General features: G+C 71.4%; 18 protein-coding genes and 1 rRNA gene. 11 read left to right on the forward strand and 8 right to left on the reverse strand.

From position 1 onward, the window contains the following. Positions 1-101 precede the first annotated feature (101 nt). Together Sdia_RS12305 and Sdia_RS12310 are read left to right on the forward strand one after the other, a co-directional pair. A complete protein-coding gene (locus Sdia_RS12305; RefSeq protein ID WP_100453264.1) occupies positions 102-314 on the forward strand; it encodes a hypothetical protein in 213 nt (70 codons plus the stop codon). Positions 315-398: 84 nt separating this feature from the next. Continuing rightward, on the forward strand, positions 399-953 hold the full coding sequence (locus Sdia_RS12310) for a SixA phosphatase family protein (RefSeq protein ID WP_100453265.1): 555 nt from the start codon (positions 399-401) through the stop codon (positions 951-953). Between the two features lie 90 nt (positions 954-1,043). Here the strand turns inward: Sdia_RS12310 and serB are convergent, their stop codons facing one another. Beyond that, a complete protein-coding gene (gene serB, locus Sdia_RS12315; RefSeq protein WP_115068544.1) occupies positions 1,044-2,273 on the reverse strand; it encodes a phosphoserine phosphatase SerB in 1,230 nt (409 codons plus the stop codon). Positions 2,274-2,596: 323 nt separating this feature from the next. On the opposite strand from serB, the gene Sdia_RS12320 reads away from it, so the two are divergent. Further along, positions 2,597-5,131 (forward strand): ABC transporter ATP-binding protein/permease, encoded by a 2,535-nt coding sequence (locus Sdia_RS12320; RefSeq protein WP_115068543.1) that lies wholly within the window; start codon positions 2,597-2,599, stop codon positions 5,129-5,131. Positions 5,132-5,262: 131 nt separating this feature from the next. Here Sdia_RS12320 and Sdia_RS12325 read toward each other — a convergent pair whose 3' ends face one another. The 3 genes from Sdia_RS12325 to Sdia_RS12335 form a co-directional block, all read right to left on the reverse strand. Beyond that, a complete protein-coding gene (locus Sdia_RS12325; protein WP_100453268.1) occupies positions 5,263-5,967 on the reverse strand; it encodes a transglycosylase SLT domain-containing protein in 705 nt (234 codons plus the stop codon). A gap of 902 nt (positions 5,968-6,869) precedes the next feature. Beyond that, complete coding sequence (locus tag Sdia_RS12330) at positions 6,870-7,973, reverse strand: S-adenosylmethionine:tRNA ribosyltransferase-isomerase (protein WP_100453269.1); 1,104 nt, start codon at positions 7,971-7,973, stop codon at positions 6,870-6,872. After that, positions 7,970-8,689, reverse strand: coding sequence for an SDR family NAD(P)-dependent oxidoreductase (locus Sdia_RS12335; RefSeq protein WP_100453270.1), 720 nt, complete (start codon positions 8,687-8,689; stop codon positions 7,970-7,972). Before Sdia_RS12335 ends, Sdia_RS12330 begins: the two co-directional genes overlap by 4 nt. Positions 8,690-8,965: 276 nt before the next feature. Here Sdia_RS12335 and Sdia_RS12340 point away from each other — a divergent pair, with 276 nt between their 5' ends. The 3 genes from Sdia_RS12340 to Sdia_RS12350 all read left to right on the forward strand — a co-directional run bounded on the left by Sdia_RS12340 (position 8,966) and on the right by Sdia_RS12350 (position 11,228). Next, positions 8,966-10,141 (forward strand): GAF domain-containing sensor histidine kinase, encoded by a 1,176-nt coding sequence (locus Sdia_RS12340; protein WP_100453271.1) that lies wholly within the window; start codon positions 8,966-8,968, stop codon positions 10,139-10,141. Continuing rightward, positions 10,134-10,802, forward strand: coding sequence for a response regulator (locus tag Sdia_RS12345; RefSeq protein WP_100453272.1), 669 nt, complete (start codon positions 10,134-10,136; stop codon positions 10,800-10,802). Before Sdia_RS12340 ends, Sdia_RS12345 begins: the two co-directional genes overlap by 8 nt. A 213-nt stretch (positions 10,803-11,015) precedes the next feature. Further along, entirely contained in the window at positions 11,016-11,228 is a 213-nt protein-coding gene (locus tag Sdia_RS12350) for a chaplin family protein (RefSeq protein WP_239106307.1), read from the forward strand. Between the two features lie 76 nt (positions 11,229-11,304). Here Sdia_RS12350 and Sdia_RS12355 read toward each other — a convergent pair whose 3' ends face one another. After that, positions 11,305-12,078, reverse strand: coding sequence for an Rv1486c family protein (locus Sdia_RS12355; RefSeq protein ID WP_100453274.1), 774 nt, complete (start codon positions 12,076-12,078; stop codon positions 11,305-11,307). A 132-nt stretch (positions 12,079-12,210) separates the two neighbouring features. Here Sdia_RS12355 and Sdia_RS12360 point away from each other — a divergent pair, with 132 nt between their 5' ends. From Sdia_RS12360 to Sdia_RS12370, 3 genes are all read left to right on the forward strand, one after another. Then, the gene (locus Sdia_RS12360; protein ID WP_100453396.1) at positions 12,211-13,008 is read left to right on the forward strand and encodes an ABC transporter ATP-binding protein; all 798 of its coding nucleotides are present in this window, start codon (positions 12,211-12,213) and stop codon (positions 13,006-13,008) included. A gap of 69 nt (positions 13,009-13,077) precedes the next feature. Beyond that, positions 13,078-13,506 (forward strand): NfeD family protein, encoded by a 429-nt coding sequence (locus tag Sdia_RS12365; protein ID WP_100453275.1) that lies wholly within the window; start codon positions 13,078-13,080, stop codon positions 13,504-13,506. Between the two features lie 118 nt (positions 13,507-13,624). After that, positions 13,625-14,572 (forward strand): SPFH domain-containing protein, encoded by a 948-nt coding sequence (locus tag Sdia_RS12370; RefSeq protein ID WP_008410203.1) that lies wholly within the window; start codon positions 13,625-13,627, stop codon positions 14,570-14,572. 75 nt (positions 14,573-14,647) lie between these two features. On the opposite strand, the gene Sdia_RS12375 is transcribed toward Sdia_RS12370, so the two are convergent. The 3 genes from Sdia_RS12375 to Sdia_RS12385 form a co-directional block, all read right to left on the reverse strand. Next, positions 14,648-15,154, reverse strand: coding sequence for an HNH endonuclease (locus tag Sdia_RS12375; protein ID WP_100453276.1), 507 nt, complete (start codon positions 15,152-15,154; stop codon positions 14,648-14,650). Between the two features lie 225 nt (positions 15,155-15,379). Further along, on the reverse strand, positions 15,380-15,916 hold the full coding sequence (locus tag Sdia_RS12380) for a YbhB/YbcL family Raf kinase inhibitor-like protein (RefSeq protein WP_100453277.1): 537 nt from the start codon (positions 15,914-15,916) through the stop codon (positions 15,380-15,382). 45 nt (positions 15,917-15,961) lie between these two features. Then, positions 15,962-16,744 carry a sporulation protein gene (locus tag Sdia_RS12385; protein WP_189500025.1) on the reverse strand — a complete coding sequence of 261 codons (783 nt, stop codon included), beginning with the start codon at positions 16,742-16,744 and terminating at the stop codon, positions 15,962-15,964. A 154-nt stretch (positions 16,745-16,898) separates the two neighbouring features. Here Sdia_RS12385 and Sdia_RS12390 point away from each other — a divergent pair, with 154 nt between their 5' ends. Then, a complete protein-coding gene (locus Sdia_RS12390; protein WP_100453279.1) occupies positions 16,899-17,543 on the forward strand; it encodes a DNA-3-methyladenine glycosylase in 645 nt (214 codons plus the stop codon). Positions 17,544-18,059: 516 nt separating this feature from the next. After that, a 16S ribosomal RNA gene (locus Sdia_RS12395) occupies positions 18,060-19,586 on the forward strand. The last annotated feature ends 244 nt before the right edge of the window (positions 19,587-19,830 follow it).

Below are 19,830 nucleotides of genomic sequence, written 5' to 3' on the forward strand. Positions count from 1 at the left end.
GCCCGCGTACGTTCGAAGCGTGCGGCCGCACCGGGGCCCGCAGCCCGCCCGCCGGCGCCGCACACCGTCATGTACGCGTGCGACCGCTGCCAGGAGGCGCCATGCAGGCCCCGACGACCGAGCCCCTCGGGACCCCCGCCCCGTCCTCCGCCCACGCCGGTCTGCCCTGGTGGGCCCTGGTCCTGCCCGTGCTCACCTTCGCCGCGCTGCTGCTGCTCGCCTTCGGGCCCACCGCCGCCTCCGCGAGCGGCGACCCGGTCCTGCCGCAGTTGCTGGAGCGGGTCCAGCAGACCCTCGGCCACCACCCCGGCTGATCTTGGGGAACACCGGTCCCCGAAGGGGGAGCGAGGGGCCAACTCCCTGCGCCCCACCCCGCGTTTCATGCGAAGCTGGGCATCATGAGTGCCGCTGAGTCGTCCACCGGGACCACCCCCGGACCGTCCCCCGTCCGCACCATCGCCGTCGTCCGCCACGCCAAGGCCGAATGGTCCGACAGCAGCGACCACGAGCGCCCACTGACCGACCGGGGCCGCCTCGACGCCCCCGCCGTCGGCAGCCGGCTCGCCGCCACCGGCCTCCCCTTCGGCCTGGCCCTCTGCTCCACCGCCACCCGCACCCGCGAGACCTGGCGGCTCGCCGTCGCCGAACTGCCCCGGCGCCCCAGGACCGCCTACGAGGAGCGGGTCTACGAGGCGTCGCCCGGCGAGCTGATCGCCGTGCTCAACGAGGTCGACGACGAGGTCCGCAACCTCGTGCTGGTCGGCCACAACCCGGGTGTCCAGGGCATCACCGAGGTCCTCGCGGGCAGCGCCGAGCCGGAGGCCGCCGCGCTGATCGGCCGCCGCGGCTTCCCCACCGCCGCCCTCGCCCTGCTGACCTTCACCGGACCCTGGAAGAGCCTGGAGCCCGGCTCGGCGACCCTCACCGAGTTCTGGACCCCGCACCCGGGCTGACCCGCCCGGCACGGACCCCGGCGCACACCACGGGCCGGCCCCCGGTGCGGGGACCGGCCCGTGGTGCGGACACGTCGGCGCGGGGCGCGGTCAGGAGTCGAGGGCGTCGGCCGCCTCGACCTCCTCGCGGGTGATGCCCAGCAGGTAGAGCACGGTGTCCAGGAACGGCACGTTGACCGCGGTGTGGGCGGCCTCGCGGACCACCGGCTTGGCGTTGAAGGCCACGCCGAGCCCCGCGGCGTTCAGCATGTCGAGGTCGTTGGCGCCGTCCCCGATCGCCACCGTCTGGTTGAGCGGGAGCCCCGCCTCGGCCGCGAACCGGCGCAGCAGCCGCGCCTTGCCCGCCCGGTCCACGATCTCCCCGATGACCCGGCCGGTCAGCTTCCCGTCGACGATCTCCAAGGTGTTGGCCTGCGCGAAGTCCAGCCCGAGCCGCTCCCTGAGGTCGTCGGTCACCTGGGTGAACCCGCCCGAGACCACCCCGACCTGGTAGCCGAGTCGCTTGAGCGTCCTGATCAGCGTGCGCGCGCCGGGGGTCAGCCGCACCTCGCCGCGCACCTTCTCGACCACCGACGCGTCGAGCCCCGCCAGCAGCGCCACCCGGGCGTGCAGCGACTGCTCGAAATCCAGCTCGCCGCGCATCGCCGCCGCCGTCACCTCGGCCACCTGCTCCTCGCACCCCGCGTGGGCCGCGAACAGCTCGATGACCTCGTCCTGGATCAGTGTCGAGTCGACGTCCATCACCACCAGCCGCTGCGCCCGCCGCCCGAGACCGGAGGCCATCACGGCGACGTCCACGCCGAGCGCCGCCGCCTGGGTCGCCAACGCGGTCCGCAGGGTCTCGGTCTCGGTGCCGGAGACGGCGAACTCCACCGCCGTCACCGGGTACTTGGCAAGCCGGAAGATCCGGTCGATGTTGCCGCCGGTCCCGGTGATCCGGGCCGCTATGGCGGCGGTCGACTCGGAGGTCAGCGGGTTGCCGAGGACGGTGACGTGGGAGCGGCCGAGACCGCGCGGGAGGTTGTCGCCGATCCCGGAGATGATCTCGGCCTGGAGCTTCAACGACTCGGCCCAGCCGTGCACGGTCGCCCGCAGCTCTCCCTCGCTCACCCCCGCCGGTTCCGTCACCAGGGCGCACAGCACGATGCGCCCCCGGGTCACGACCTGCTCGATGTCGACCACGTCGACGGAGAAGGCCGCGAGGGTGTCGAACAGGCCCGCGGTGATCCCCGGGCGGTCCTTGCCGAAGATCTTGACGAGCAGAGTGGGGACGTCGGCGGCCGGTGCGCCGGTGGTCTCTGGGGGCTGCGATGCGCTCATGGTGCGTCCCACCGTATCGGGCCCGGCCGCGGGGCGATCCTCCCGGCCGAAGGGTGGACAGCCCTCCCCGGGCGGGCGGCGTACGGTGCCCGGCGACGGTCGCGGGGCGGCCGGAAACCGCCGTCGCGAGGTGGGCCCGATGCTCCGCTTCGGGCCCCTTTGCCCGGCGCGGGGGAGACGAACGCGGGCCCGGCCACGAGGTCTTCACGGTGGCCCGGCTTTCGGTTCGGGGGCCCGGCCTGGAATAGTTCCCCCTCGATGTTCGACATCCCTAGACTCCCCGGCCACGGGGGCCAATCGGGGGACAACTCAGTGGGGCTGGAGTGCCGGAACTCGTACTGGAAGTGAACGGACGGACCTGGACGCTCGACGCGTCCCGGCCATACACCCTCGGACGTGATCCGCAAGGGGATATCGCACTCGACGACGCCAGGGTCTCCTGGCGGCACGCGTCGATCAGCTGGAGGGGCGGCAGCTGGGTCATCGAGGACCACGGCTCCACCAACGGCACCTTCGTCGAAGGCCGCCGCGTCCAGCAGCAGGAGATCGGTCCCGGCTCGGCCGTCAACCTCGGCAACGCCACCGACGGACCGCGCCTGAACCTCAGCGGCGCCGCCCAGGCCGCCGCGCAGCAGCACGCGCCCGCGCAGCAGCAGGCGGGCGGCTGGGCCGCCCAGGCCCCGGCGCCCGAGCAGCAGCCCGCGCCCGGGCAGTACGCGCAGGACCCCTACGCCCAGCAGCAGTGGCAGCAGCCGCAGCAGCAGGTGCCGCCGCAGGGGCACGCCCCGCACGCGGCGCAGGGGCAGGTCCCGCAGCAGGGCGGGCAGGGTGCCGAGCCGGTCTACGGGGACCGCAGCCCGACCACGTTCCACCAGGTCGCCCTCGGCCGCAGGATGCGGATCGGCCGTGCGCTGGAGAACGAGCTGGTCGTCTCCGACCTCCAGGTCTCGCGGTTGCACGCGGAGTTCACCGCGACGCCCGACGGCCGGTTCGAGCTGCGCGACCTCGGCTCGCACAACGGCACGTACCTCAACGGCCAGCCGATCCCGAAGTCGGGCACCGTGCTGATCGGGCCGAACGACATCGTCGGTGTCGGCCACTCGACGTTCCGGCTGGTGGGGGACCGGCTGGAGGAGTTCGTCGACACCGGTGAGGTGTCCTTCTCCGCCCGCCACCTCACGGTCACCGTCGACGGCGGCAAGCAGATCCTCAAGGACGTCACCTTCGGCGTCCCGGAGAAGTCGGTCATCGCGGTGATCGGCCCGTCCGGCTCCGGCAAGTCGACGCTGCTCAAGGCGCTCACCGGCTACCGCCCCGCCGACCAGGGCGACGTCCTCTACGACAACCGGAACCTCTACAAGCAGTTCGCCGAGCTGCGGCAGCGCATCGGTCTGGTCCCGCAGGACGACATCCTGCACAAGGAGCTGACCGTCAAGAAGGCCCTCAAGTACGCGGCGAAGCTCCGCTTCCCCGCGGACACCACGGAGGCCGAGCGGCAGTCCCGGATCGACGAGGTCCTCGGCGAGCTGAAGCTCGACATCCACAAGGAGAAGAAGGTCACCTCCCTCTCCGGCGGCCAGCGCAAGCGCGTCTCGGTCGCCCTGGAGCTGCTGACCAAGCCCTCGCTGATCTTCCTCGACGAGCCTACGTCCGGTCTCGACCCGGGCATGGACCGCGACGTCATGCAGCTCCTGCGGGGCCTGGCCGACGACGGCCGGACCGTTCTGGTGGTCACCCACTCGGTGGCCGAGCTGGCGCTCTGCGACAAGCTGCTGGTGATGGCGCCGGGCGGCTCCGTGGCGTACTTCGGGCCGCCCGAGGAGGCACTGAACTTCTTCGGCTACCAGACCTGGGCCGACGTCTTCTCCGCCTTCGAGAACTACCGGGACTACGACTGGGCGGGCCGCTGGAAGGGCTCGCAGCACTACCAGATGTACGCGGCGGACATCGACGCCGTCGCCTCGCAGCCCAGCGACACCCCCTCGGCCGAGGCGATCCGCCCGCCCAAGCCGCAGGCATGGGGCTCGCAGCTGATGACGCTGATCCGCAGATACGCCTCGGTGATCGCCTCCGACAAGGGGTTCATGGGGCTGATGCTGGCCCTGCCGGCCGTGCTCGGTGTGGTCTCCACGGTGATCCCGGCCGACTTCGGCCTGGCCCCGCCGACCCCGCCGGCGCTCTTCAACAGCACCGCCGGGACGATCATGCTCATCCTCATGGTCGGCATGTGCTTCTCCGGCGCCGCCAACTCGGTCCGCGAGCTGATCAAGGAACGCGTCATCTACGAACGGGAACGGGCCACCGGCCTCTCCCGCTCGGCGTACCTGATGTCGAAGGTCATCGTCCTCGGCGTGATCACCGCCGTGCAGGGTGTCATCATCTGCGCCATCGGCTTCATCCCGCGCGAGCTGCCCGAAGAGGGCCTGATGATGCCCCCGGCCGTCGAGCTGTGCCTGGTCGTCATCGCCCTCGGCTTCACCTCGATGATGTTCGGCCTGGTCATCTCCTCGCTGGTGAAGACCTCCGAGAAGACCATGCCGCTGCTGGTGATGTTCGCGATCGTCCAGGTCGTCTTCACCGGCGTGCTCTTCAAGGTCTTCGGCTCACCGGGCCTGGAGCAGGTCGCCTGGCTGATGCCCTCGCGCTGGGCGATGTCCGGCGCGGCCTCGACCCTGGACCTGGCCCACCTCATGCCGCCGTGGGACCGCGAGAACCCGACCGACCTCGACCCGCTCTGGGACGCCACGGTCGCCCAGTGGGGGATCAACGTCGCCGTGCTGCTGGTGATGGCCGCGGTCTGCGGCTTCGCCGTGGCCCGGCTGCTGCGCCGCCACGAACCCGAGGTCATGCGCAAGTGACGCGGGAACGCGGGCGGGCCGGGCCGCGCGGGCGGACCGGCCCCTGACGCGCAGTGAGGGCGGCACCCGTTTCGGGTGCCGCCCTCACTGCTGTCCTCGTGTGCGGAACACACCTCCGCGAGAGGCCCGGATCAGTACGCGCTGTCGACGTTGTCGATGGTGCCGTACCGGTCGGCCGCGTAGTTGGCGGCGGCGGTGATGTTGGCGACCGGGTCGTACAGGTCGTGCTTGGTGCCCGCGACGTGGTAGGCGTCGAAGGTCGGCTGGATGACCTGGAGCAGACCCTTGGACGGGACGCCGTTGATGGCGTTGATGTCCCAGTTGTTGATGGCCTGCGGGTCACCCGAGGACTCACGCATGATGTTGCGGTGCAGACCCTCGTAGGAGCCGGGGATGCCCTTGTCCTGCATGATGTCGAGGGCCTCACGGATCCAGCCGTCGAGGTTGTTGGCGTAGGCCGGCGTCGAGCGCTCGGCGGAGCGGCTGGCCGACTCCTCGGCCTTGCGCTCGTTGGCGGCCTTCTTCTCGGCCTCGGCCTTCTTGACGGCCTCGGCCTTCTTGGCCTCGGCGGCGGCGGACTTCGCGCCCTGGTAGGCGATGACCTGCTGCTGGGCGAGGTGGTCGCTCAGCTCGGAGCTCTGCTCCCACTGCTTGGCGGTCGACCACGCGGGGGCCACGGCCGAGTGGGAGGCGGCGACAGGCTCGATCTCGGTCGAGGACGAGCCCGGAACGAGGGAGACCGTCAGGGCGGCGACGCCCGCGGTGGCGACACCGGCGATGGAGATCTTCTGGTTTCGGGTCAGCGTGTTCAGACCGAGAATGCGGGACTGCGTCATGGGGAAGGACCTCTTCGTGTAGCGGAGGTCGCTCTCGGCTCGGCGGGGACAGTTGCGATGTTCCGGCACTAACGCTGCGGGGCGGTTGGCCCGTCGCAGCGCCGAGCGACGTGAGCCATTGTTAGCGGCCGCAAAAATGCGTGGCAATCATGTGACGTACGAAGCTGGGTAGTGGACGCGGGACGGGAAGTCTCCCCGCCTGTCCCTTTTACGCCCCGCCAAACCCGGCGTTTCGGTCCACTAAGCCGCTTCGTACGTGACCTGGGCCCTATGCCGGGCCTCACAAGGCGCCCCCCTCGATCTCGCCCTCCGTTGCCGCTGCAACGCTTTCTGTGACCGTTTTCGAGGGGTTTCGCGGAAGTGGGCGGTTTCGCCGGGTCCGGGCCGCCGTGCCCGGGAGCGCCATCGCCGCGGCGGTCCGCGTCCGGGCCCCGGACCCCGCCGCACCGGGCACCAGGACGCGCGTGCCCGGGCCTCGCGCGGGTCATGCGTCCAGCGGGGATGCGACAGCTCACCCCGGCCGGACGGGTGGCCGATGCGCCCGGGGGCCTTTCCGCCGGGGAGGGGGCATGGCGCAGGGGGGGCGAAGGGCTGTGGCGAGGCGAGGGGGCCACGGCCGAGGGAGGGACCGCCCTGTCGCGTCACCCCTGCCGCGCGTGCGGGCCCGGCCGGCTCCCCGACGTGCCGGAGAGCGCCCCGACCCGGGGCCGGGCAGCCCCGCCGGGCCCCGCCCGGCCTGCGGGGGACCGGCCGCCGAGCAGCGCCCGGGCCCGCGTCCCGAGGGCCGCCCTGTCTCCCGCCCAGCCCCTGCCACCGCCCGGCCCCCGCTCCAGCACGGTCGCCCTGGCGGCCGGCATCGACCCGCAGGTCGGCCCAGCCCCGACCGGCCGCCCCGGGCCCCCTCACTCCCTCCGCGTCAGCAGATGCACGTCCCCGAACTCGTGCCACAGCAGCCCCGCGCCCACCGCGGCCTCGTACCCGCGCTCCACGGCGGCCGCACCCGCGACGGCCTCCAGCATCAGCAGGTGGGAAGCCTCCGGCTCGTGCAGGCCGGTCAGCAGACCGTCCACACAGCGCACCCCGCGCTCGGGCGTCACCACCAGGCCGGTCCAGCCGGAGGCGGCCCGCACCCGGCCGTCCGGGCCGGCCGCCGACTCCAGCGCCCGTACCGCCGTCGTGCCCACCGCGATCACCCGCCCGCCCCCGGCGCGTACCGCGTTGACCAGCCACGCCGCGTGCGGCGACACCGAGAACGGCTCCGGGTAGGGAGGCTCGTGAGCCTCGGACGAGGCGACGCCCGTGTGGAGCGTCACCGGAGCGAACTGCACGCCGGCCCGGACCAGCTCCGTGACCGTCCGCGCCGTGAAGGGACGGCCCGCGCTCGGCATCTCCGCCGACCCGCCGCGGTCCTCCCCGGCCGCCGAGAACACCGTCCGGTACGCGGACAGGGGCTGGTCCCGCGCCGTGTACGCGTACCGGATCGGCCGCGCGTGCCGGTGCAGCCACGCCACCACCGCCGAACCCGCCCTGTCGGCGGCCGGTGCCCCGAACCCCTCCGCCCGCGCCCACCACAGCCGCCCGGCCCCCGGCGTCAGCGGCTCCACCAGCTCCAGCCGCGCCCCGTCCGCCAGCGCCACCACGGCCCCGGCCGGGCCGCCGGAACGTGGCCTCGTGGTCCCGCGCCCGTCCGGGGAACGCAGTTCGACGGCCCAGCGCTCACCGGGTCCCGGCCCGTCCGCACGCGTGGAGAAGTGGACCACCACCGCCGTGCCGCCCAGCCGCCCGTCCGCCGCCGCGGGCAGCGTCGCCGAGGTGTTGACCACCAGCAGGTCCCCGGCCCGCAGCAGCCCCGGCAGCTCCGTGAACCACCCCACCCGCGGGAGCCGCTCCCCGGCCGAGACCAGCAGCCGCACCCCGTCCCGCCCTCGCCCCGGCTCCCGCTCCTCCACCGGCACGCGCGCCGACAACTCCTCGGGGACCCGGCCCACCACCGCCCGGGCGCTCACCGGCCGGCCGCGGCCGGGGCCGCCTCCAGCAGTGCCGACGCCGTGTACCGCCCGCTCGCCGGCCGCTCGTCCAGCAGCCGCAGGAAGGCCGGGACGACCGACTCCGGCTCCGGCCGCGCCGCCTCGTCCGGGTCGTCCGGCACGGCCGTCCGGTACAGCTCCGTCCGCAGGTCACCGGGGTCCACCGCCCACACGCGCAGCCCCGGCTCCTCCACCCCCAGTACCGCCGACCAGTGGTCGAGCGCCGCCTTCGACGCCCCGTAGCCGCCCCACGTCGGGTACGCCTCCACCGCCGCGTCCGAACTCACCGAGACCACCGCGCCCGCCGGGGCCGACCGCAGCAGCGGCAGCGTCTCCCGCAGCAGCCCGTGCGCGGCGACCACATTGGTCTCCAGCGCCTCCCGCAGCCCCGCGGTCCCCAGCCCGGCCAGCCCCGCCAGCGGGCTCGCCCCCAGCGCACTGGCGTTGTTGACCAGCAGGTCCACCCCGCCGAGTGCCCGTGCGGCGGCCACCGCCTCGCCGCGGTGCCCGGCGTCGGTCACGTCTCCGGCCACCGTCCGCACCACGGCCCCGCGTTCCTCGGCGGCCTGCCCGGCCTCCGCCAGCGCCCCGGCGCCCCGCGCCGTCAGCACCAGCGACCAGCCCCGTTCGGCCAGCGCCAGGGCCAGCGCCCGCCCCAGCCCCTTCGAACCCCCTGTGATGACCGCCACCGGCATGTTCGTCCCCTTGTGTCTGGCGTCGATGCCCTCTGGACGGGGCGCCGGCTGCGCACCGGCACCGGCGGCGCCGCGTCAGCGGCCCCTCACGGACCGTCACCGCCACCGGCCCGCCCACAGTAGGAACGTGACCCCCGTCACCGCCTCCGCCACCCGCACCACGACCCCAGGGCACTTCGCCCTAGGGCACGCCCCTCCCCGGCCTAGGCCCACGGCCCCGGCCGCCCCGGCCGCCGGACCGATACACCCGCCACCGGCCGCCGGTAGCGTGACCGCATGACCGACCCCACGAGCCCCGCCAGGACCGGCGGCCGGCCGCCCGGCGCCGGGCTCCTCGCGGTGAGCTCCGCGCTGCTCGCGATGAGCCGCCCCCTGGAGGTCCGCGACGTCCTCAAGACGATCGTCGCCTCCGCCCGCGAACTGCTCGACGCCGAGTACGCCGCCCTGGGCGTCCCGGACGATCACGGCGGCTTCGCCCAGTTCGTCGTCGACGGCGTCAGCGACGCCCAGTGGAAGGCGATCGGGCCGCTCCCGCGCCAGCACGGCATCCTCGCCGCGATGCTCCACGACGATCACCCGCAGCGCCTCGCCGACGTCCGCGAGGACCCCCGCTTCGGCGGCTGGCCGGACGCCCACCCCGAGATGTCCGACTTCCTCGGCCTGCCCATTCGCGACGGCGACCGCACCATCGGCGCCCTCTACCTCGCCAACAAGCGCTGCCCCAAGCCCGAGGGCGGCTGCGGCTTCACCGAGGCCGACGAGGAACTCCTGTCGATCCTCGCCCAGCACGCCGCCATCGCCCTCACCAACGCCCGCCTCTACGAACGCAGCCGCGAGCTGACCATCGCCGAGGAACGCTCCCGCCTCGCCCACGAACTCCACGACGCCGTCAGCCAGAAGCTGTTCTCCCTGCGCCTCACCGCCCAGGCCGCCACCGCGCTGGTCGACCGCGACCCGGTCCGCGCCAAGGAGGAGCTGCACCAGGTCGCCGCGCTCGCCGCCGAGGCCGCCGAGGAACTCCGCGCCGCCGTCGTGGAACTGCGCCCCGCGGCCTTGGACGAGGACGGCCTCGTCGCCACCCTGCGCACCCAGGTGCAGGTCCTCGACCGGGCCCACGCCGCCCGCGTCACCTTCACCGCGACCGGCGTCCGCGCGCTCCCCGCCGCCCAGGAGGAGGCCCTTCTGCGGGTGGCCCAGGAGGCGCTGCACAACGCGCTCCGCCACTCCGGCGGCCGCCACGTGGAGGTGGCCCTGGAGAAGAAGGGGAGCGGTGCCGTGCTGACCGTGCGCGACGACGGCAGCGGGTTCGACCCCGAGGCCACCCGGGAAGCCGGACGACATCTGGGCCTGGTCTCCATGCGGGACCGGGCCGGCGGCGTGGGCGGCCGCCTCACCGTGCACGCGGAGCCCGGCAGGGGCACCACGATCGAGATGGAGGTACCCGGTGGCTGACACCGAGCGCGAGGAACGGCACCACCACGTCATCCGGGTCCTCCTCGTCGACGACCACCAGGTGGTCCGCCGCGGCCTGCGCACCTTCCTGGAGGTGCAGGACGACATCGAGGTGGTCGGCGAGGCCGGGGACGGCGCCGAAGGCGTGGCCCGCGCCGAGGAACTCCAGCCCGACGTCGTCCTGATGGACGTCAAGATGCCCGGCATGGACGGCGTCGAGGCCCTGCGCCGCCTGCGCGAACTGGCCAACCCGGCCCGCGTCCTGGTCGTCACCAGCTTCACCGAACAGCGCACCGTGGTCCCCGCCCTGCGCGCCGGGGCCGGGGGATACGTCTACAAGGACGTCGACCCCGAGGCGCTGGCCCGCGCCATCCGCTCCGTCCACGCGGGCCACGTCCTTCTCCAGCCCGAGGTCGCCGGCGCCCTCCTCAGCCAGGAGGAGAACGGCCAGAGCCAGGGCCGCGGCGGTTCCCTGACCGAACGCGAACGCGAGGTGCTCGGCCTGATCGCCGACGGCCGCTCCAACCGCGAGATCGCCCGAGCCCTCGTCCTCTCCGAGAAGACGGTGAAGACCCACGTCTCGAACATCCTGATGAAACTCGACCTCGCCGACCGCACCCAGGCCGCCCTGTGGGCCGTACGCCACGGGATGGCGCGCTGACGACCTGCGGGAACGCCGTACGCGGGGGCGGAGGACCGGCGTAGTTCCCGACCGGGAGGAGATTTATACTGTCGGGTGGATGTCACCCGGACGGCGTATCCGGGTGGGGCGCTCCCCGTTCTCCAGGACATGCCGCGGCGGCCGGCCGCGGCACCTGTCCCCTTGTACGAGGAGTACGCAGTGAAGAAGTTCCAGAAGGTCGCCGCCGTCACCATGGTCGCCGGCGGCATCCTCGCCGCCGGCGCGGGCGCGGCCTCCGCCACCGGCGGTGCCCAGGCGGACGGCGCCGCCGTCCACTCCCCGGGCGTCGGTTCGGGCAACGTCGTCCAGGTCCCCGTGCAGGTCCCGGTCAACGTGGTCGGCAACACCGTGAACGTCGTCGGGCTCCTCAACCCCGCCTTCGGCAACCTCGGCCTCAACGGCTGACCCGTACCGCCCTGCCGCGACGGCCCCTCGGCTCCCCCCGGGGGGCCGTCGCCCTGCCCGCACCGGCCGCGACCGGTCAGCCCTCCGTCGCCGCTCCGTACGCCGCCACCTTCGCCCGCCGCGCGGTCCGCTCCACCGGCCGCAGCGCCTCGGCCCGCGCCGCCATCTCCGCCGCGCTCACCGCCCCGCCGTGCCCACTGCTCCCGGCCAGCTCCACCAGCAGCGCCACCCGGTCGGCCAGCTCCAGCACCCGCACCGCCCGCTGCGGATACCCCGGTGCCAGCGCGTCCCTCGCCCCGGCGTGCGCCCGCGCCCGGTAGGCGTCCAGCGCCGCGTCCGCCACCGGACCCGAACCGGCCACATCCAGGCGTGACAGCACCTCGGTGGCCTCCCTCAGCGCCTGCGCCAGCTCCCGCTCCGCCTCCCCGAGCGAGGGCACGTCCGCCGGCGGCGCCTCCCGCACGGGCAGGCAGTGCCACACCACCTCCACGTGCATGTCCCCCTCGGGCCCCACCGCGGCCACCTCCGGTACGAGGCCGAGTCCGGCGCCCACCGTCACCACGGCCTCCTCGGCCTCCATCGCCCGCTCGTTGAACTCCGGGGGGCCGCTCAGCCCCAGCGGATGGCCCGGCACCGGCAGCGCCACCCGGAATCCGGAGGCCCCGAGCGACCGCAGCCGCCCCAGCGCCAGGGTCAGCCCGGCCGGCTCCGGCCAGTCCGGCAACCCGACGACGCGATGGCGCGCGTCCTCCCCGACGATGGCCGACGCGGCGTCATCCGGGGACACCAATCCGGCAAGAAGGGCATTTCCCCATGCCGCCAACAGTCCTGAGCGCGGTTCCGTGAGCATCCCCCCACCCTAAGGACAGGAGGGGGGGACGGCACCGCTCGCCGGGTGGCGTAGGTTTGTACGGGGGCCCGCGTCCCGGATGTCCGGCCGGCGCGAGCTGAACACGAGACTGCAATGGGAGACAACGCGCTCATGAGCGATGTGCTGGAGCTGGTGGACGTATCCGTGGTCCGCGAGGGCCGGGCTCTGGTGGACCAGGTCTCCTGGTCGGTGAAGGAGGGGGAGCGCTGGGTCATCCTCGGACCCAACGGCGCCGGCAAGACCACCTTGCTCAACCTCGCCTCCAGCTACCTCTTCCCGAGCGCCGGCACCGTGTCGATCCTCGGCGAGCAACTCGGCAAGCCCGGCACGGACGTCTTCGAACTCCGCCCGCGCATCGGGGTCGCCGGCATCGCCCTGGCCGAAAAGCTCCCCAAGCGCCAGACGGTCCTCCAGACCGTGCTCACCGCGGCCTACGGCATGACCGCCGCCTGGCACGAGAACTACGAGGACGTCGACCGCGACCGCGCCCTCGCCTTCCTCGACCGCCTCGGCATGAACGAGCACCTGGACCGCAGGTTCGGCACCCTCTCCGAGGGCGAGCGCAAGCGCACCCTGATCGCCCGCGCTCTGATGACCGACCCCGAACTCCTCCTCCTCGACGAGCCGGCCGCCGGCCTGGACCTCGGCGGCCGCGAGGACCTGGTCCGCCGCCTCGGCCGGCTGGCCCGGGACCCGATCGCCCCCTCGATGATCATGGTGACCCACCACGTCGAGGAGATCGCCCCCGGCTTCACCCACGTCCTCATGATCCGGCAGGGCCAGGTGCTCGCCGCCGGTCCGCTGGAGCTGGAGCTGACCTCGCGCAACCTCTCCCGCTGCTTCGGCCTGCCCCTCGTGGTCGAGCAGCAGGACGACCGCTGGACCGCCCGCGGTCTCCCGATGCGCTGACCCTCCCGGCCACGACAGGGGCCCGAAAGGCCCCTGTCCCCGGGCGGCCCGCGCCCCTACCATGAACGCGTGGACATCGACGCGTGGGTGTGGTGGCTTGTCGGCGCGGTCGCCCTCGGTATTCCGCTCGTGATGACGGCCATGCCGGAGTTCGGCATGTTCGCCGTCGGAGCGGTCGCCGCGGCGATCACGGCGGGGCTCGGCGGCGGCATCGTCGCCCAGGTACTGGTCTTCGTGGTGGTCTCGGTGGCACTGATCGCCGTAGTCCGCCCCATCGCGGCGCGCAACCGCGCCCACTCACCGGGCACCGTCACCGGCGTCGACGCCCTCAAGGGCAGACAGGCCGTCGTGGTCGAACGCGTCGACGGCTCCGGCGGCCGCATCAAACTCGCCGGCGAGATCTGGTCGGCCCGCTCCCTCGACGCCGACCAGAGCTACGAACCCGGCCGCGAGGTCGACGTCGTGGAGATCGAGGGCGCCACGGCGGTCGTCATGTGACCGGATCGGTCCCACGCACCGCCGAGGTCTGACAGACTCGGCCACCAAGATCCTCCCGCACGTCCGGCGGGAGGGGCGACAGCAGCCCGCGAAGGCACGGAAGGCACGGGGAGCCGCGATGGAACCGATCATCATCGTCCTGATCATTCTGGTGGTGCTCGTCTTCATCGCCCTGATCAAGACGATCCAGGTCATCCCGCAGGCCAGCGCCGCCATCGTCGAGCGCTTCGGCCGCTACACCCGCACGCTCAACGCGGGCCTCAACATCGTCGTCCCGTTCATCGACACGATCCGCAACCGCATCGACCTCCGCGAGCAGGTCGTGCCGTTCCCCCCGCAGCCGGTCATCACCCAGGACAACCTGGTCGTCAACATCGACACCGTCATCTACTACCAGGTGACCGACGCCAGGGCCGCCACCTACGAGGTGGCCAGCTACATTCAGGCCATCGAGCAGCTCACCGTCACCACGCTCCGGAACATCATCGGCGGCATGGACCTGGAGCGGACGCTGACCTCCCGCGAGGAGATCAACGCGGCGCTGCGCGGCGTCCTCGACGAGGCCACCGGCAAGTGGGGCATCCGCGTCAACCGCGTCGAGCTGAAGGCGATCGAGCCGCCCACCTCCATCCAGGACTCGATGGAGAAGCAGATGCGCGCCGACCGCGACAAGCGCGCCGCGATCCTCCAGGCCGAAGGTGTCCGCCAGTCCGAGATCCTGCGGGCCGAGGGTGAGAAGCAGTCGGCGATCCTCCGCGCCGAGGGTGAGGCGCGCGCCGCCGCCCTCCGCGCGGAAGGCGAGGCGCAGGCCATCCGTACGGTCTTCGAGTCCATCCACGCGGGCGACCCGGACCAGAAGCTCCTCTCGTACCAGTACCTCCAGATGCTGCCGAAGATCGCCGAGGGCGACGCCAACAAGCTCTGGATCGTGCCCAGCGAGATCGGCGACGCCCTCAAGGGCCTGGGCGGCGCCTTCGGCAACCTCGGCGGACTGGGCGGCGCCCCGGCCCCGGCGGCGCCCCAGGCACCGGGCCGCGAGCGCATGGAGAAGCCCACCATCGACTGATCCCGGCGGCCCCGCCCACGACGGAGGGCCGCTCCCCGGCAACAGGGGAGCGGCCCTCCGGTCGTACCGGCGAGATCAGGCGGCCGGGAGCGCCAGCCACTCCGGCAGGTCCTCGGTGCCGCCCCGGCCGAGCGACAGCAGCATCGCGTCCGACGGCGTCGGCTCGAACGGCTGCCGCAGCAGCGGCATCCCGGCCTCCTCCGGCGTCCGGTCGGCCTTGCGATGGTTGTCGGCGGCGCAGCACGCCACGGTGTTCAGCCACGTATCCGCCCCGCCCTGCGACCTCGGCACCACGTGGTCCACCGTCGTGCCGCGCCCGCCGCAGTACGCGCACCGGTGCTGGTCGCGCACGAGCACCCCGCGCCGTGACCACGGAGCCCGTCTTCGGAACGGCACCCGTACGTACCGGCAGAGCCTGATCACCCGGGGCACCGGTACGTCCACCAGAGCGGCCCGCACACGCTGATCCGGGTGGACCATCTCCACCACGGCCTTGTCCTGGAGGACCAGCACCACGGCCCGGTTCCACGTCACCGTCGACAGCGGCTCGAAACTCGCGTTCAGCACCAGTGTGTCCCGCATGGCCGGCCCACCTCCCGTGTGGCACCCGCCCCTTGGCGGGCCGCTACAACTCTGGCCGGGCGCGGCGCGGCGGACAACGCAATATCGGGGCCCGGCGCACCGGGCGGCCGTGCGCACGGCGACCACCCGACGCGGGAAAGCTGCCCGCCCGCGGCCACATTCAGACCACGGGCGGGCAGCAATCGGGGAAACACCTCCGCACGGACGCGGAGCCGGGCGGGCGGCTCAGCCCTCGGCGGGTACCTCGTACTCGCCGATGAGCTGGGCGCGGCCCAGCGTGTGGAACCGCAGGTTGAAGCCGACCACCGCCGGCGAGGCGTCCGCGTCGGCGCCCAGCCGCTCGGTGTCCACCGCGTACACCGTGAAGACGTAGCGGTGCGAGCCGTCACCGGGCGGCGGCGCGGCGCCGACGAACTCCCGCGTCCCGTAGTCGTTCCGCGCGTGCACGGCGCCCGCCGGCAGCCCTTCGAAGCCGGGCGATCCCGCACCCGCGGGCAGCTCCGTCACCGAGGCGGGGATGTCGAAGAGCACCCAGTGCCAGAAGCCGCTGCCGGTGGGCGCGTCCGGGTCGAAGCAGGTCACCGCGAAACTCTTCGTCCCGGCCGGGAAACCCTCCCAGCGCAACTGCGGGGACCGGTTGCCGACCGCCTGCACCTGCGCGTCGTCCAGCGTCGCGCCCGGCTTCACCTCGTCGCTCACCACGGTGAACGACGCCACCTCGGGCAGGAAGTCGTGGGGGAGCGGGGGCCTCGGGTCACTCACGTGCGTACCTCCAAGTAGGGCTGTCGGTCCTGTCTGCCGCCGAGCCTAGAACCAGTTGCGCCGGCTTCCGACCTCCGACAGCCACTGGTTGAGATATCCCGCCCAGTCGGTGTTCTGGAAGTTGTGCAGCCCCACCTGGAAGGAGCGGAAGGTGTCGCTGCTCTCGCTGAAGAGGCCGCCCTTCTTGTCCATCTCCAGGACGACGTCCATGGCGCGGTCGTCGGCGACGAAGCTGAGTTCCACCTGGTTCAGTCCGCGGTACTGCGACGGCGGGTGGAACTCGATCTCCTGGTAGAAGGGGAGCCGCTGGCGCGTCCCCCTGATGTGCCCCTGCTCCATGTCGGCGTTCTTGAAACGGAAGCCGAGCTGACCGAAGGCGTCGATGATGGCCTGCTGGGCCGGCAACGGGTGCACGTTCACCGGGTCGAGGTCACCGGAGTCCACCGCGCGGGCGATGGCCAGCTCCGTGGTCACGCCGATGTTCATGCCCGGCAGCTGGTGCCCGGAGAAGACGGTGATCGGGGTCTCCCAGGGGATCTCCAGCCCGAACGGCACGGTGTGCACCGCCCCGGGCTCGAGCTGGAACTCCCCGCCGAGCCGCATCCTGGCGAACTCGATGTCCCGCTTGTACTCCTGGTCCCCGCTCTCCACCTCGACCCGCGCCTGCAGGCCCACCGAGAGCCCCTCGATCCGCTGGTCGACGGAGCCGCCCTGGATGTGCACCTGGCCCTGGACGACACCGCCCGGCACGACGTTCACCTCCGTCAGCACCGTCTCCACGGAGGCGCCCCCCGCGCCCAGACTCGCCAGCAGCCGCTTGAAAGCCATGTCGTGCTCCTCCCCCAGGCCCCGCCTGTGGTGTCGTCTTCTTCCTGCCGGACAGCACGCTATCCGCGTCCGCCCGGTTCCGTACGCGCCCCGAACGGCCTCGCCCGCACGCCACACGGCGCGCGCGGACCACACTGGACTACGCTCGGACGCCATGATCGCGGCCCCTGACCGTACGCCCCTCAGCCGGTCCTTCTTCGACCGGCCCGTCCAGGAAGTGGCCCCCGACCTCCTGGGCCGCATCCTCGTCCGCAACACCGAGGACGGCCCCGTCGAACTCCGCCTCACAGAGGTGGAGGCGTACGCGGGTCCCACCGATCCCGGCTCGCACGCCTACCGGGGCCGCACCGCCCGCAACGACGTGATGTTCGGCCCGCCCGGCCACGCGTACGTCTACTTCACCTACGGGATGTGGCACTGCGTCAACCTGGTGTGCGGCCAGGACGGCGACCCGGGCGCCGTCCTGCTCCGCGCCGGAGAGGTGGTACGTGGTGCGGAACTGGCCAGGCCGCGCCGGCCGGCCGCCCGGCACGACCGCGAACTGGCCAAGGGCCCCGCCCGGCTCTGCACGGCCCTGGACATCGACCGGGCCCTGGACGGCGCGGACGCCTGCGGGCCGCCCTCGGCACCCCTACGCGTCCTGACCGGCAGTCCGGTCCCCGCGGACCAGGTACGCACCGGTCCCCGCACGGGGGTGGCCGGGGAAGGCGGCGTCAGGCCCTGGCGCTACTGGCAGGCGGATGACCGCACGGTCAGCCCCTACCGGGCCCATACGCCCCGGCGCCGACCACGGGCTTGACTCTGCTGCGGCAGGGGTCTAACGTGGCCCGAGCCGCTGAACACGGTTCTGCAATTCTGCGGGCTCAGGCGGCACCCAACTACTCCAGCAGGATCCCTTCGCAGGGCTTCTTTCGGCATGTTCCGAATTGAACTCGAATACCTCGATTATGAGGTGCGAAGAGAATCCGCTAACGTAGTGCCCAGCCGAAAGGCAAAGGCCCTCCAACGGCCACCGGAGATGGAATCCGAACCGGAAACGGAACGGAAAAGGATCTGGTAGGGTTGGAAACACGAAATACCGAAGGGAAGCGCCCGGAGGAAAGCCCGAGAGGGTGAGTACGAAGGAAGCGTCCGTTCCTTGAGAACTCAACAGCGTGCTAAAAGTCAACGCCAGATATGTTGATACCCCGACCATCCAGGTTTCTGGCTGGTTGAGGTTCCTTTGAAATACAACAGCGAGGACGCTGTGTACGGCAGGGACTATTCCTCCTTGTCGTACCGCTCTTGTGCTTGTTGACCGGATTACCGGTACACATTCACGGAGAGTTTGATCCTGGCTCAGGACGAACGCTGGCGGCGTGCTTAACACATGCAAGTCGAACGATGAAGCCCTTCGGGGTGGATTAGTGGCGAACGGGTGAGTAACACGTGGGCAATCTGCCCTGCACTCTGGGACAAGCCCTGGAAACGGGGTCTAATACCGGATATGACCGTCCATCGCATGGTGGATGGTGTAAAGCTCCGGCGGTGCAGGATGAGCCCGCGGCCTATCAGCTAGTTGGTGAGGTAGTGGCTCACCAAGGCGACGACGGGTAGCCGGCCTGAGAGGGCGACCGGCCACACTGGGACTGAGACACGGCCCAGACTCCTACGGGAGGCAGCAGTGGGGAATATTGCACAATGGGCGAAAGCCTGATGCAGCGACGCCGCGTGAGGGATGACGGCCTTCGGGTTGTAAACCTCTTTCAGCAGGGAAGAAGCGAAAGTGACGGTACCTGCAGAAGAAGCGCCGGCTAACTACGTGCCAGCAGCCGCGGTAATACGTAGGGCGCAAGCGTTGTCCGGAATTATTGGGCGTAAAGAGCTCGTAGGCGGCTTGTCACGTCGGTTGTGAAAGCCCGGGGCTTAACCCCGGGTCTGCAGTCGATACGGGCAGGCTAGAGTTCGGTAGGGGAGATCGGAATTCCTGGTGTAGCGGTGAAATGCGCAGATATCAGGAGGAACACCGGTGGCGAAGGCGGATCTCTGGGCCGATACTGACGCTGAGGAGCGAAAGCGTGGGGAGCGAACAGGATTAGATACCCTGGTAGTCCACGCCGTAAACGGTGGGCACTAGGTGTGGGCAACATTCCACGTTGTCCGTGCCGCAGCTAACGCATTAAGTGCCCCGCCTGGGGAGTACGGCCGCAAGGCTAAAACTCAAAGGAATTGACGGGGGCCCGCACAAGCGGCGGAGCATGTGGCTTAATTCGACGCAACGCGAAGAACCTTACCAAGGCTTGACATACACCGGAAAGCATCAGAGATGGTGCCCCCCTTGTGGTCGGTGTACAGGTGGTGCATGGCTGTCGTCAGCTCGTGTCGTGAGATGTTGGGTTAAGTCCCGCAACGAGCGCAACCCTTGTCCCGTGTTGCCAGCAGGCCCTTGTGGTGCTGGGGACTCACGGGAGACCGCCGGGGTCAACTCGGAGGAAGGTGGGGACGACGTCAAGTCATCATGCCCCTTATGTCTTGGGCTGCACACGTGCTACAATGGCCGGTACAATGAGCTGCGATACCGTGAGGTGGAGCGAATCTCAAAAAGCCGGTCTCAGTTCGGATTGGGGTCTGCAACTCGACCCCATGAAGTCGGAGTCGCTAGTAATCGCAGATCAGCATTGCTGCGGTGAATACGTTCCCGGGCCTTGTACACACCGCCCGTCACGTCACGAAAGTCGGTAACACCCGAAGCCGGTGGCCCAACCCCCTTGTGGGGAGGGAGCTGTCGAAGGTGGGACTGGCGATTGGGACGAAGTCGTAACAAGGTAGCCGTACCGGAAGGTGCGGCTGGATCACCTCCTTTCTAAGGAGCACTTCTTGGCTGCCAGCTTTCGGGTTGGTGGTCCAGGGGCCAGTTCATCAGCGAACGTCTGGTGCTGGTTGCTCATGGGTGGAACGTTGACTATTCGGCACTGTTCGTCTGCTTGGTTTTGTGAGTACTGCTTCGGCGTGGAAAACGGATCGGGGGTCGAGGGGTGTCGGGCACGCTGTTGGGTGTCTGAGGGAGCGGCCATGTTGTGGCTGTTTCTTCGGTTGCCGGCCCCAGT

The organism is Streptomyces diastaticus subsp. diastaticus (assembly GCF_011170125.1).
In the GTDB taxonomy this organism is placed as follows: Bacteria; Actinomycetota; Actinomycetes; order Streptomycetales; family Streptomycetaceae; genus Streptomyces; species Streptomyces diastaticus.

What these genes read in the sequence shown, in the direction of transcription:
- Sdia_RS12350 (WP_239106307.1), top strand. Translation starts at nt 11,016, where the DNA reads ATGGTCGCCGGCGGCATCCTCGCCGCCGGCGCGGGCGCGGCCTCCGCC.
- Sdia_RS12335 (WP_100453270.1), bottom strand. Translation starts at nt 8,689, where the DNA reads ATGCCGGTGGCGGTCATCACAGGGGGTTCGAAGGGGCTGGGGCGGGCG.
- Sdia_RS12305 (WP_100453264.1), top strand. Translation starts at nt 102, where the DNA reads ATGCAGGCCCCGACGACCGAGCCCCTCGGGACCCCCGCCCCGTCCTCC.
- Sdia_RS12310 (WP_100453265.1), top strand. Translation starts at nt 399, where the DNA reads ATGAGTGCCGCTGAGTCGTCCACCGGGACCACCCCCGGACCGTCCCCC.
- Sdia_RS12375 (WP_100453276.1), bottom strand. Translation starts at nt 15,154, where the DNA reads ATGCGGGACACACTGGTGCTGAACGCGAGTTTCGAGCCGCTGTCGACG.
- Sdia_RS12325 (WP_100453268.1), bottom strand. Translation starts at nt 5,967, where the DNA reads ATGACGCAGTCCCGCATTCTCGGTCTGAACACGCTGACCCGAAACCAG.
- serB (WP_115068544.1), bottom strand. Translation starts at nt 2,273, where the DNA reads ATGAGCGCATCGCAGCCCCCAGAGACCACCGGCGCACCGGCCGCCGAC.
- Sdia_RS12390 (WP_100453279.1), top strand. Translation starts at nt 16,899, where the DNA reads ATGATCGCGGCCCCTGACCGTACGCCCCTCAGCCGGTCCTTCTTCGAC.
- Sdia_RS12340 (WP_100453271.1), top strand. Translation starts at nt 8,966, where the DNA reads ATGACCGACCCCACGAGCCCCGCCAGGACCGGCGGCCGGCCGCCCGGC.
- Sdia_RS12370 (WP_008410203.1), top strand. Translation starts at nt 13,625, where the DNA reads ATGGAACCGATCATCATCGTCCTGATCATTCTGGTGGTGCTCGTCTTC.
- Sdia_RS12385 (WP_189500025.1), bottom strand. Translation starts at nt 16,744, where the DNA reads ATGGCTTTCAAGCGGCTGCTGGCGAGTCTGGGCGCGGGGGGCGCCTCC.
- Sdia_RS12355 (WP_100453274.1), bottom strand. Translation starts at nt 12,078, where the DNA reads ATGCTCACGGAACCGCGCTCAGGACTGTTGGCGGCATGGGGAAATGCC.
- Sdia_RS12360 (WP_100453396.1), top strand. Translation starts at nt 12,211, where the DNA reads ATGAGCGATGTGCTGGAGCTGGTGGACGTATCCGTGGTCCGCGAGGGC.